The 12,634-nt window shown below is 44.8% G+C and carries 13 protein-coding genes; 8 read left to right on the top strand and 5 right to left on the bottom strand.

Annotation, left to right across the window (positions count from 1 at the left end):
* Positions 1–122: 122 nt before the first annotated feature.
* Both CA267_RS08280 and cutA read right to left on the bottom strand, forming a co-directional pair.
* On the bottom strand, positions 123–1,976 hold the full coding sequence (locus CA267_RS08280; RefSeq protein WP_075607927.1) for a protein-disulfide reductase DsbD: 1,854 nt from the start codon (positions 1,974–1,976) through the stop codon (positions 123–125).
* A complete protein-coding gene (gene cutA / locus CA267_RS08275) occupies positions 1,973–2,353 on the bottom strand; it encodes a divalent-cation tolerance protein CutA (protein WP_232367617.1) in 381 nt (126 codons plus the stop codon). The genes CA267_RS08280 and cutA overlap by 4 nt, the downstream gene beginning before the upstream one ends.
* 226 nt (positions 2,354–2,579) lie before the next feature.
* Between cutA and CA267_RS08270 the strand changes: the two genes are divergently transcribed.
* From CA267_RS08270 to CA267_RS08255, 4 genes are all read left to right on the top strand, one after another.
* Entirely contained in the window at positions 2,580–3,083 is a 504-nt protein-coding gene (locus CA267_RS08270; RefSeq protein ID WP_075609931.1) for an FxsA family protein, read from the top strand.
* Between the two features lie 250 nt (positions 3,084–3,333).
* Entirely contained in the window at positions 3,334–3,624 is a 291-nt protein-coding gene (locus tag CA267_RS08265) for a co-chaperone GroES (RefSeq protein WP_075607928.1), read from the top strand.
* A 36-nt stretch (positions 3,625–3,660) separates the two neighbouring features.
* Positions 3,661–5,298: a chaperonin GroEL gene (gene groL / locus CA267_RS08260; RefSeq protein ID WP_075607929.1), complete on the top strand. Its 1,638-nt coding sequence runs from the start codon at positions 3,661–3,663 to the stop codon at positions 5,296–5,298.
* Positions 5,299–5,829: 531 nt separating this feature from the next.
* Entirely contained in the window at positions 5,830–6,396 is a 567-nt protein-coding gene (locus CA267_RS08255; RefSeq protein ID WP_075607930.1) for a hypothetical protein, read from the top strand.
* Here the strand turns inward: CA267_RS08255 and CA267_RS08250 are convergent.
* Complete coding sequence (locus tag CA267_RS08250) at positions 6,393–7,277, bottom strand: IS982 family transposase (RefSeq protein WP_170669037.1); 885 nt, start codon at positions 7,275–7,277, stop codon at positions 6,393–6,395. The genes CA267_RS08255 and CA267_RS08250 overlap by 4 nt on opposite strands.
* 117 nt (positions 7,278–7,394) lie before the next feature.
* Between CA267_RS08250 and CA267_RS08245 the strand changes: the two genes are divergently transcribed.
* The 4 genes from CA267_RS08245 (at position 7,395) to ppiC (ending at position 11,702) form a co-directional block, all read left to right on the top strand.
* Entirely contained in the window at positions 7,395–8,750 is a 1,356-nt protein-coding gene (locus CA267_RS08245) for an FG-GAP repeat domain-containing protein (protein WP_075607932.1), read from the top strand.
* A gap of 14 nt (positions 8,751–8,764) precedes the next feature.
* Complete coding sequence (locus CA267_RS08240) at positions 8,765–10,081, top strand: FG-GAP repeat domain-containing protein (RefSeq protein WP_075607933.1); 1,317 nt, start codon at positions 8,765–8,767, stop codon at positions 10,079–10,081.
* A 306-nt stretch (positions 10,082–10,387) separates the two neighbouring features.
* The gene (locus CA267_RS08235; RefSeq protein WP_075607934.1) at positions 10,388–11,317 is read left to right on the top strand and encodes a hypothetical protein; all 930 of its coding nucleotides are present in this window, start codon (positions 10,388–10,390) and stop codon (positions 11,315–11,317) included.
* Positions 11,318–11,423: 106 nt separating this feature from the next.
* The gene (gene ppiC, locus CA267_RS08230; RefSeq protein WP_075607935.1) at positions 11,424–11,702 is read left to right on the top strand and encodes a peptidylprolyl isomerase PpiC; all 279 of its coding nucleotides are present in this window, start codon (positions 11,424–11,426) and stop codon (positions 11,700–11,702) included.
* Positions 11,703–11,768: 66 nt separating this feature from the next.
* Here ppiC and CA267_RS08225 read toward each other — a convergent pair whose 3' ends face one another.
* Together CA267_RS08225 and CA267_RS08220 are read right to left on the bottom strand one after the other, a co-directional pair.
* The gene (locus CA267_RS08225; RefSeq protein WP_408609415.1) at positions 11,769–12,119 is read right to left on the bottom strand and encodes a hypothetical protein; all 351 of its coding nucleotides are present in this window, start codon (positions 12,117–12,119) and stop codon (positions 11,769–11,771) included.
* A 3-nt stretch (positions 12,120–12,122) separates the two neighbouring features.
* A complete protein-coding gene (locus tag CA267_RS08220) occupies positions 12,123–12,455 on the bottom strand; it encodes a hypothetical protein (protein ID WP_075607937.1) in 333 nt (110 codons plus the stop codon).
* Positions 12,456–12,634 lie beyond the last annotated feature (179 nt).

Below are 12,634 nucleotides of genomic sequence, written 5' to 3'. Positions count from 1 at the left end.
AAGCTTCTTGCTGTTGTAGAAACTTAGTGGGCTTTAAGCTGAATTCGATTAATTGTAGGCAAGAGAAGGGGCAATGTTTTTCATGCCGGGCCGCCTCAACGAAGAGGCGCTCCCACGGGAAATTAGTTCTTTAGCACCTGATTCACATGCGCTGCAAAGGGAGCTGCCCGCATAAAACCTGTCACCCTTGCCCTTTTCAGCTCATTGCCCTGGTTATCAAAAAACAAAATCGTCGGCAAGCCGAGTACATCAAATCTCTCCTGAAAGGCTTGATTGGTGACAGTATTATCGGTTAAATCTATTTGCATCCACACGGTATTGGCCAGCGCTTGCTTAACTTCGGTAGCGGGAAAGGTGTATTTTTCAAACTCTTTACACGCCACACACCAATCTGCGTAGAGATCTACCATGACTGATTTCCCTTGCGCGTTTGCGGTGGCTAGTTTGGTATCGAAATCTTCCAGGCTTTTCACCACAATAAAAGTGGGATGCTCAGATTCAGCCGGAATCGCTGCATTTTCCTGTTCGGCGAAAGGAGTAGAATAAAACGTGGTGTATCCCACCATCGCACTGGCAAATAAGCCCACAAAAATGATCAGCAATCGTATGCCTTTGACCAGTGAAGCGGCGGTGTTTTGATTCATTACCGCAAAATAACTGAACGTTGCCAATCCAAGTGCTGACCATAGTAAGTTGCTATAGGCGTTATTCCACAAACGTTCGACAAAAAGAATCGCCACAGACAGCATCATAAAGCCAAAGGTGGTTTTAACAATATTCATCCAGTTGCCCGCTTTGGGAAGCAGCTTGCCGCCAGTCATACCAAAAAGAACAAGCGGAATTCCCATACCGAGACTCAGCACATACAAAGAAACAAACCCCAGTACCATGTCGCCGGTTTGCGCAATAAATAGAAGGATGCCGGTAAGAGGCGCAGTGGTACATGGTGAGGCGACTAAGCCAGACAGTACCCCCATAACAAATACGCCAATAGTATTGCCGCGCTTTTGGGTGTTACTAAAGCTATTCAACTTACTTTGCCAGGTGGAGGGCAACTGTAACTCGTACGCTCCGAACATGGCGAGAGCAAGCGCCACAAATAGCACGATAAAGACGCCGAGAACAAACGGATGTTGCAACGCAGCCTGAAATTGCACGCCTGCAGACGCGACAATTAGACCGAGCAGAGAGTAGGTAATTGCCATCCCTTGCACATAAATAAAGCTAAGCCAGAATGCGCGAGACAGTTTTATGTTTTTACCCTGTCCCAGCACAATGCCAGAAAGAATAGGATACATAGGAAATACGCAGGGCGTGAATGCCAACCCTATACCCAGCGCCAGAAACAGCAATAACGTAATGGCCAGGTTTTCATCATCTGCAAGACGCTGCGCCAAGCTAAATTGCTCAGACTGCACTGGCTCCAAGGCATTTGACGATGCTGGTGATGAAGCTGAGGCTGTTGTAGAGGTAGTGGCGGTATCGTTTGAAAGCGCAGTACCGCCGCTTTCTGTCGCATAATTTACCGCCGTTAGATACACCACTTTGGTAGTGGGTGGATAGCAAAGCCCTTCCTCAGCGCAGCCTTGATACCTGATTTTAACTACGCCATCCTCAACAGACTCTTCAATAGGTACAGAAAAAGAAACACGATTGAAATATACGTCTGAAATACCAAAAAATTCATCTTCTTTTTGTTCTGCCGGAGGAAAAGCAGGCTCACCTAAAGTGGCGTTTTTCGTCACTATCTTAAATTGCTTTTTATAAAGATAATAACCCTCGGCGATATCAAAAGTAATTATGAGTTTCCCGTTCTGCTGGTTGTAATCGAAAGCGAAGGCTTTATCTACCGGCAAGAATTCCGGCTCGTCACTAAACAAGTCGCCCAAATTGCCACTGGGGATCTGCGCCTTTCCGGTAAAGGGCAGAAAAATACACATGATCAACAACATAAACAGAACATGTACTTGCTTCATTTAATTAACTTCCTTGGGCCATCTTTGGTTTGGCGGGTTTGATTTTGTATCCAGCGTAAGTACTCAGGACTGCCATCTACATTGGGTATCACCAGCCACTCTGGTACATCGTACGGATGCTGAGACTTTACCAATAGATAAGCCTGCTCGACCTTTTCAGCAGTCGTCTTAATGAGTAACTGGCATTCCTGATCAGTTTCTGTTTTTCCTTCCCATCGATAAACCGATGTTACAGAAGGAACAATATTGACGCACGCTGCAATATTATTTTCTACCAACGCGAGAGCAATGTTTCTCGCAACTTCATATTTGGGAACAGTGCACAATATTACATTTACCGACATATCCAGACCCGCTTCTGTATCTTTAACTTTCACAGTATGCCTCTTTTTATGCGCTAACGCTTTTTGAATGAGACGATATTCGGGTGGACGGTACGCGTTAACGCTCTGCTCCCCCTTCATTTGATCAACGATAATTTTCCTTACTTGCTAGATTACTGAAACAAAGCATAAGAATGATTGCGAGATAAATAAAACTTGGCTTTGTTTGAATACTCCCCATTTCTGTCACTGAAAAGATTTTTACGACGAGGTGAATCCGTTGCGCGTGTTATTTTTGCTGTTTGCTATTTTACCTATTATTGAAATTGCCTTGCTGGTTCAGGTGGGGGATATGATAGGCGGGTGGAACACTATTGCTATAGTCATTCTCACCGCGTTCGCAGGTGCTTATTTTGTTCGGCGCGAGGGCTTTAATACGATACAGACTGCTCAGCAAAAAATGCAACGAAATGAGATTCCGGGTCGGGAACTGGTCGAAGGGCTGATGCTAGTGATAGCTGGCGTATTGTTAGTAACGCCAGGTTTTGTTACTGACTTCCTGGGGCTACTTTTGGTTGTTCCGATCTCCCGGCATTTGATCGCAGCTCAAGTAGCCAAGCGAATGGCATTGCGGGTAATCAATCCAGCGTCTTTCACTCAGCAAGGATCTTCTTCAGATGACGCAAATCCCTTCAGACAAGCTACTCGAGATGAAAATGGCGACATCATTGAAGGTCAATACACAGATAGAACAGAAAACGATAGCGATCATAGGCTTAAGTGATCAAGTCTATGGGCGCCAAATGCGACATACTGGTTGATTTAGCCCTTCGGTTCTCAGTTTCCAGTGAAACCATTTTTTTAACTTTTTTTCAAACACAGCCCTTGAGATTATCTGGCTACCCCCCATTTAACCTCGCAGATAGATTTTGAGGTCAGGAAGCGATCTCATTCTGGTAAGCGGGTAAGTAGATAGTCTATTTACTTGCATTAACTAAACATTAGTATAGTTGGAATTTTCAGGAGATTTGGAAATGGCAATTCGTCCTTTACACGACCGCGTAATCCTTAAGCGCGCAGAGCAGGAATCAAAATCTGCTGGTGGTATCGTATTAACTGGTTCCGCAGCAGAAAAATCTACTCGTGCAGAAGTGATTGCAGTGGGTAATGGTCGCATCCTTGAGAACGGCGATATTAAAGCTCTGGATGTGAAAGTTGGCGATACAGTAATTTTCAGCGACGGCTACGGCGTAAAAGCAGAGAAAATCGACGGTGAAGAAGTGCTTATCGTTAGCGAAAGCGACATTCTGGCAATCGTTGAGTAATCCACCCGTTAAACCGTATTTGAGAGGAAATTAAACATGGCAGCTAAAGAAGTACGTTTTGGTGATGACGCTCGCACAAGAATGCTGAAGGGCGTTAACATTCTAGCGAACGCAGTTAAAGTTACATTGGGTCCAAAAGGCCGCAACGTAGTATTAGACAAATCTTTCGGTGCACCGACAATCACTAAAGATGGTGTGTCTGTAGCGAAAGAAATCGAACTTGAAGACAAGTTTGAAAACATGGGCGCGCAGATGGTTAAGGAAGTTGCTTCCAAAGCCAACGACGAAGCGGGCGACGGTACAACTACTGCGACAGTTCTGGCACAAGCCATCGTTACTGAAGGTTTGAAAGCAGTAGCTGCTGGTATGAACCCCATGGATCTTAAGCGCGGTATTGACAAAGCTGTTATCGCCGCGGTTGAAGAGTTAAAAGCGCTTTCTACTGATTGTGCCGACAGCAAATCAATTGCTCAGGTAGGTACTATATCTGCTAATGCTGACTCTATCGTTGGCGAAATCATCGCTGAAGCGATGGAAAAAGTAGGCAAAGAAGGTGTTATCACAGTTGAAGAAGGTCAAGGTCTACAGAATGAACTTGACGTGGTTGAAGGTATGCAGTTTGACCGCGGTTATCTGTCTCCTTACTTTATCAACAACCAGGAAAACGGTACTGTTGAACTGGATAGCCCATTCATCCTGCTTGTTGATAAGAAAATTTCTAATATCCGCGAATTGCTGCCTACTTTGGAAGGCGTAGCGAAAGCGGGTAAGCCACTGCTGATTATCGCTGAAGATGTAGAAGGTGAAGCATTAGCAACTCTGGTAGTCAACAACATGCGCGGTATTGTTAAAACAGCTGCGGTTAAAGCACCTGGTTTTGGCGATCGTCGTAAAGCAATGCTACAGGATATCGCTATCCTGACTGGCGGTACTGTGATTTCTGAAGAAATCGGTCTGGAGCTGGAAAAAGTTCAGCTGGAAGATTTGGGTACAGCGAAACGCGTGGTTATCAACAAAGATAACACTACCGTGGTTGACGGTGCTGGTGAGCAAGGCGCTATCGAAAGCCGTTGCACACAAATTCGTGGCCAAATCGAAGAGTCATCTTCTGATTATGATAAAGAGAAACTTCAGGAACGTCTGGCTAAATTGTCTGGCGGTGTAGCGGTAATTAAAGTTGGCGCTGCAACTGAAATGGAAATGAAAGAGAAGAAAGACCGCGTTGAAGATGCGCTGCATGCTACTCGTGCTGCTGTTCAAGAAGGCGTGGTACCTGGTGGTGGTGTTGCCCTGGTTCGTGCAGCTGCGAAATTGTACAGCTTAACTGGCGATAACGAAGATCAGACTCACGGCATCAAACTTGCGCTACGCGCAATGGAAGCTCCACTTCGTCAAATCGCTTCTAACGCCGGTGCAGAAGCCTCTGTCGTAGTTAACGCAGTTAAAGGTGGCGAAGGTAACTACGGTTACAACGCCGGTAACGACACCTACGGCGATATGCTGGAAATGGGTATTCTAGACCCAACTAAAGTAACGCGTTCTGCCCTGCAGTTCGCTTCATCTGTAGCCAGCCTGATGATCACGACCGAAGCAATGGTTGCTGAAGTTCCTAAGGACGACGCTCCTGCAATGCCTGATATGGGCGGCATGGGTGGAATGGGCGGCATGATGTAAAAAATCGGCCCTGGCATAAGTTTGTTTTAGACTTAAGCTTTGACCCTAAAAAACCTCCTCTGGAAACAGTGGAGGTTTTTTTATTGGTCAAGTCGCGAATTGGGGTAACCGCCTCCGCTATTCGTGGAGCAACACCGAAGGCCGAATCACCAATTTTTTTGGCTACGCGCAACGCGCAGTCGTATTTACGATTGCTTATAAAAGCGAACGATTCCGTTATCGCAACAGAAAAGAACCAATCATTTAATATTAGATCACTTCTGAGAACATTCTTCAGAAAGCTATTGCAGCGCAGAGAAACTGTGATTTTGATTCGGCAGAGCGGTAGCCTGTACTGTTAAATGGACAACAGTAGCCTCAGGTAGAAGAACAACGAGGTGCGTTTTCTGTGTTCGTCAGATAAATTGACATATAACAAAAAGGAGATGTTGAGGCTAATAAAAGCCTCTATAAGTTCTCGACGATTTTCAGAAATAGCGCTAAATTAGCGCCCCTTTGTTTTAGCAGTATCAAAAGTTCAAGGAAGAAAACATGAATGTTAGTCGTGTATCTACGCTTTTTGCGTTAACAATAGCGCTTGCTGGTTGTGGTGGCGGTAGTGGATCGGGAGGTGGATCCTCCTCTGATGGCGGCACGACGGGCGGTTCGAAACCCGCCGCAAAAACGCCCGCTCAAATAATCGCTGATGCCAAATCTTTTACCACTTCTCAACTAAATACTGCAGCCCGCACGCTGGCTGACAACGGCTATAACGGCAGTGAAAGCAAAGCCGGGTTGGATATTGCCCTGGCGCAACAGGTTTATCGAATGATGTTCGACGACAACCTGCTGGTCGTGCCCGAGATCACCGAGCAGCTAAACGCTAGCGAATTAGCAGAAGATGGTTCTATCGATACAACTTTAGACTGTGAGCGGGGTGGCAGCGTAAGTTATAACGGTCAATTCCAGCACAGTGGAATTGGCAAGGTGACGCTAAAATTTGATAACTGTATTTCCTTTTATGATGACTTTGCTACCTCTGGTGTAGCCGCCATTTCCATCGACAGCCTTGATGATGCAACGTCTTACTCAGTTTATTTTAACCCCAGATCGGCTTAAGCAACAACCATCGCATTGCGCTCAATGTCACTGATATTAAGGGATGGCTTGTTTTCTTTAAGACAATAAGCCACCAGACCAGCCATTAAATAGAGTGTAAAACCATTTATACTGCGATGCCTTGAGTGCTCAATGTATGAAATGTTCTTTAATTGGTCGTTGATAGTTTCAATAATGAAGCGCTTCGATAGCATCGCTCTGTCCCATAAAGACATCGCTTTTGCTTTCATATTTTTGCGAACCGTGGTGATAAGTTTGACGCCTTTCTCAAATAAATTAGCTTCTAATGCTTTGCTCAAATACCCTTTATCGCCATACAATTTGTCGGGTAAATGTCGAGCTAATTCTTCGACAGGTTTTGTGTCATGGACATTCCCCGTCGTCACTTTTGCCGCCACGATTTCACCCAGATGGTTCACTATCAAGTGTAGTTTAAAGCCGTAAAACCAGCCCATTGTTCCTTTTCCTCTTTGCGCTATCCCGTCAAAGGTTTTATGGCGAGGTATGCGAATGTTATGGCAAACCTTTAGGCTGGTAGAGTCAATGAACTCAATGCCTGTAGGCTTTCCCTTTAAAGTACTGAAGTAGGCACACATGGGCACAATTGTTCGCGGCATCACTTCTAAAAAGCGCGTATAACTAAGCAAATCCGGAAATGCGTTGCGATAAAATACTCTTACATATCCCGAGTAATAATTCTTAAAATCGCGATGATGTGACATGTGAAAACCGATGATGATTGTCATCATTTCACTCATTGACATACGGCACTCACGTCGTCGTCTTCTGGTGCCGTCTTCAAGTAGCTGCTTTTGCCATTGGGGAATAAACACTTTGCAAAAGTCATCGACATCGCAAAATAATTCAACTAGATTCTTCATGCCTGTTCCTTGTTGATTTGGTCATTTCTTTGTCGAAAGATCCGATCTTGGAACAGGCTTTTAGTTCAATTTCTTAAACAGGATTGGGGTTACCTTAACTTTTCTGGTGAGTCGGTTATGTACGTTGCCGACACTGACGGTGATGGAGAAAAAGATTCCGGAAAAGTTATTGACCTCTATGAGTTTATTAGTACGCCTGTGACTGATCTTGCATTACTGCCACTCAGTGACATTTCGAGTCAGCCGCAAGCCGAAAGTCTAAATGTTATCACTGAGAAACCGGTTGTTTCTTCGGATATTGTTGTAGAGCCTGGTATCTATTACGATAACGAAACGCCCCAAGAGCAGCTTACTGTTTCCTACAATTGGTATATCAATAACGTTTTAGTTGAGGGCCTGGATGGCAATACATTGCCTGCGTTTTCAGCTGCACCGGAAGATACGGTAGAAGTTTCTATGGTGGTGTCTGATGAAAGCCATTCGGTGGAATCTTACCGTCATTATATTTGGATAGAGGATACGCCAGCTGTTCTGACAGCCTCATCGGTGCCTGAATCCATTTCAGCAGGCGATACGGTTACGTTTTCAGTGGTGCTTACCGATGCAGATATAAATGGCGACGATAATCTGGCGAAGCTTACCCACGCCCCAGAAGGAGCGAGCATGGCAGATGACGGCACCGTCACCTGGCAGGTGCCGAAGAGCCTGTTGTTCAATCAGCAAAGCTATTCATTTGGATTTAGTAATCGTTTAAACCCAAATCATCACATCGAACAGACATTTTCTCTGGTTGCCACTGCACAACAGCCTATGCCGCTGTTCCGTTCAGGAATAGAAGTTCCCAAATATAATCAGTCACAGTGGATAGCAGATTTTGATGGTGACGGTAACAACGAGTTGTTAGGCACTGACAGCTACCAGCGGATATTCCTGCTAGAACTGGTGGAGGGGAAATATCAGCAAAAATGGGCGTATCCTTACGTGCTGAATGAGGAAGAAATAGTTCGTCAGGTACTTCCGGCAGATATAGATAAAGATGGCGCGCCAGAGATCTTAATTCTGACTGACCATGGTATGTGGCTGATTGAAGATATTAATAAGCCAGCCAGAAAGATATATGAAACCGAAGCGTATATGTATTCAGCTATCATTGCAGACACAGATGGCGATGGCACTGATGAAATTATCTATCGCACATCTGATAGCGAATATTCGTCTGACACAGCACAGGTGACTGTTGCTGAGCTCAATGATGATCTGACCGAAATTTTCACTTTTTATACCGACGCTATCAGCGACATGGCGGTAGGCAACGTGGATTCAGACGCCAATCAGGAACTGGTACTGAATAATGGCATAGTGTATGACCTGACAACCGGCGCTAATGAATGGTATCTGGGAACCGGTTTTGGATCATCTTTCGTGACTGTTGGTGACATGAACGGAGATGGCATTGATGAATCGTTGGCGTAGATAACTGGAGCAATATGTACGTTTTCTCTGCCGTTGATAAATCTCAACTGTCTTCACTTCCTGTCAGCGACACCTGTGATACCCGTGCTTTCAACCTGTACAACGACAGCACAGTCGAAGTTTTGGTGAGTGACTGCCAGTGGGGTAATGTTACAGCGTATACCCTTAATGCCAGTAATCAGCTTGAAGCAATTTGGCAGGTGGATTTACAGGACCACGGTTCTACCTCGCTCGCAGTAGGCGATATTGATAACGATGGAGCCAATGAGGTGCTGTGGGGCAGCGGCGTCAGCAGTTCTGGCGCAGATGTATTGGTAACCGCAGATTTTACTGCAGATTCCGCCACGCTAAAGGCTTCTACGACTGGTGCGCAGTTGGATAGCTTTAGTGCATCCGGGTGGTCCGAAATAGCCCCTGGCGATGAACGCGGCGTCTTCCTGGTCCCATCCACAGAAAGCGGATACAGCGGAATGGCGGTTGCGACTCTTACACAAGAGGGCCAGTTAACCACAAGTAACGAGCTCTCAAGTGGTTGGCGTTATAGCAACTACAGCGCGACCACCGATTTTAACAACGATGGTGCTGGTGACATCTTTTTGCCAGCGGCAGATAGTAATACCGAGGGATTCGGCGTTTTCCAGCTGAGTGACATGTCTGTGCACTGGGCGATGGCGAGCAATGGTTCGAGTGATGTGGGTCAAATAAAAGCCATGGATGTGAACGGCGATGGTTATGATGACGCTATCGTTGCTGATGGCAAAACTCTAAAAGTATTCGATATTCAAAACCAACTGCAGTTGGCAAGCTACAGCTTCGCGAGCACTATTAGTGGCTTTGACGCAGTCATCATCGATGGCACTCTCAATGTGGTGGTAACGCAATACGAATTACTCCAGCTGCTGAAGATGGGGGCGTCGTCATTCTCTGCTCACGGTTTTGTAGAGGATTTGTATTGTAACAATGTACGGTTTTTTGGGAAGGACGAGGATAAGAGCCTGGTTTGTTGGGGGGCTGACAGCTATTTCCAAACATTGTCACTTGTGGATAATGAGTTTGGCGCTATTAAACATATAGCTACAGATTTTAGAGTGAATGATATAGAGGTTGATCCTACAGATCCAAACCGCTTCCTCATTGCTTCACATGCAAGTGACGGTTGGGGGACAGCCTTTTCGAATATCCACAGTGTCACCAGTGACGGGTATGTTATCTGGTCGAGCCCATCCCTTATCGGTAGCGCCAATGACGCCTCGTTGCGTGTTCGTGAACAGGCTGATGGCAAACTGGAGATTCTGTTCGGCAGCGGTTATGGGATGTACTGGATTCATTAATCCATGAAACGTTAATAATCAAAGGCATCATCTCCAGTGGTGCCTTTTTTGTTTCTGTCAGTATCTTAGGTTGTTAAGTAAAATGAATGTGAGCAACCGATGGCAGCTGCCTTACATCTTCTGGATCAATTACAAAGAATAAACTTTGGTACCGTAGCGAAGAATTATTCTACTTGCCAGTCCGGAAAACGTGGCGGTGATGGAGGATCGCGAAAATCTAGGCTCGAGAACGCTGCAAAGGTGAGTATGGAGTGATGAACAACAGTGTGATAGCCTCAGTTCATTAAGGAAGTATAGAGAAAATGGATGATGAAAATATTTACTGTTATTTTGTTGATTGCTGTGTCGGGTTGCTCTTCTCAATCATTAGAAGGCACGGCGAAAGTTATACAGAAAGAAGCTGTTCCTACATTGGGTGATTCGCACAGCGAAGTTATACAACCTCGTAGTTTAAAGGTAGGTACATGGGAGGGTATAAACAACTCTGGTGCTTCATTTGAAGTGCTAACGATCAATGCCGATGGCAATCACAGTATTATTTCCTATTATATTTCCTCGGGCATGCAGCATAAAAAAACCACTACTTTCAGTAATAAAGATATAAGTTGTGATGATTTTACGTGCCAAATTATGACTGTGACAGCAAGTGAAGAACTGCCGTTAAAAATATTACTCACCGAGCGAGTGGAAAAAAACTATCTAGTAACCGAAGTTGTGAAATTAAAGTCAGGTGAGATATCTAGTAACAGGTATGAACTTTTCCCCATTAAAGGAAAGAGCACTCCTGAACGCTTTCTATTACATGAGTCTGAAGAAGTTGCAGACATTGCCTCCAAATTTAAAAACCAGAGATTTGGTTACTGGGGTGGTGTGTTAGAATCCGTTAACGACGATCAGCTTAAACTTGTTACGCTAAAATATCTACCAGAGCAAATCGCAACTTTTACGGTATATTATCCGGGAACAAATTTAACAGCAGATATGACATTTCATCCAAAGTGGCTGGTACAGGATAAGGGAGAACTACAAACAAAGCTGGAAGGAAGTTTATTTGCAAGTAAACTTACCCTTCGCTATGTTTTAAGGGATGTGATTAATGGTGATTATGAGCAGAGATTTGAGCGATACCCTGAGAAATTAATTGATCAGGGTCATTTCCGTCTTACCCGAATGGGTCCTTCAAACCCTAAAGAACCTCCCGCCTGGTTGAAAAAATTTCTGGAAGGAACACAGTAAATTCGAGTTTAAACATGAATAGTAACAAGCTTTACCAATTACTTATGAGAGCTGCAGAAACCTCTGATACATTAAAACCTTTCCAAATTTAAGATGAGCATAGTAAATGGCAGTCGCAGCGGCAGTTCATATTCTAGTAAAAACGGAGAAGCAGGCCACAGATCTGTTGGCACAGTTACAGAAAGGCAAAGATTTTGGTACGTTGGCTAAACGGTATTCGCTTTGTCCGTCCGGCAAAAAAGGTGGTGATTTAGGCGAGTTTCGACGTGGCCAGATGGTGAAAGCCTTCGATGATGTGGTATTTCAAAAAGAGATACTTAAGGTACACGGGCCGGTAAAAACCCGCTTTGGCTATCACTTGATTAAAACGCTTTACCGGCGTTAGCTTGCCAGCACCTTACCGCTACACTTAGACCTTTAGGAAGCGACGAGAGCCAAGCTACCGCTATTTCTAATCATCTCCGGCATTAAGAGGCGCAACGCCAGGCGCTTCCACTACCGAACATGCGTTGGCGCGCTCAATTATCTTCAATAGCGTAGTTTGAATTACTTCGTCTTCGCGAACATCAGTGGCACTGGCAAAACGTTGCTCCTGTACTTCTTCGTTTTCTTCAGCGGTAAAGCTGATAACCACTGCATTAGCCACATCTTTTGAATCGCCGTAATAGGTTAACGAAATTAACGGGTACCCTTTAAATCCTTTATTTACATGCTTAGCAATGCGTTTCTTTGCTTTTTCCAGATTCACGTCGATCCTTAATTCATATTGGAAGTCAGTCACTATGCCAGCTTGTTCGGCCAAGTGCTATTCTGATTTATCCGATGACCGCGCGAGTACCCGCTTCAATCCCTTTGCCATTAAATGCGCTTCCAGTTCTTTGACCAATACTCGCGAAATAAGCAGCCCCACCAACAGTGCGACTATAGGCAACCAACTGGTAAAGCTCCAAAAGACGTAAAGCAGCGCAGCAACAGCAAGTACGAGAAGAATAGGAATTAGGGGTTGTAATGTTTCAAGCGCTTTAAGATGAAAATGCGCTTCAGCTTCTTTTCGAGCTTGCTCTAAAATATCGAATTGTTGCGAACGTTCCATTGCGGAAATTTCTTGGAAATGGTCGATGTAGGCTTTGATGTCCATGGTTTTGGCAGGCTTCTTTGCTGTTACTGATGATTAAGAATAACGTGGTTTGAAGGAGAGTGCGTTACTGTTGCTTTTATGGAGTATGTGTTAATTATCTTCTTCAAGAGCCACCGGCGCATAAAAATATTCTACAACTGTCATCGTTACTGCAAATACTGCTGAATATCTGCCTCCCA

Source organism: Alteromonas pelagimontana, assembly GCF_002499975.2.
GTDB lineage: Bacteria > Pseudomonadota > Gammaproteobacteria > Enterobacterales > Alteromonadaceae > Alteromonas > Alteromonas pelagimontana.
This window is presented reverse-complemented; position numbering and strand designations above follow the sequence as displayed.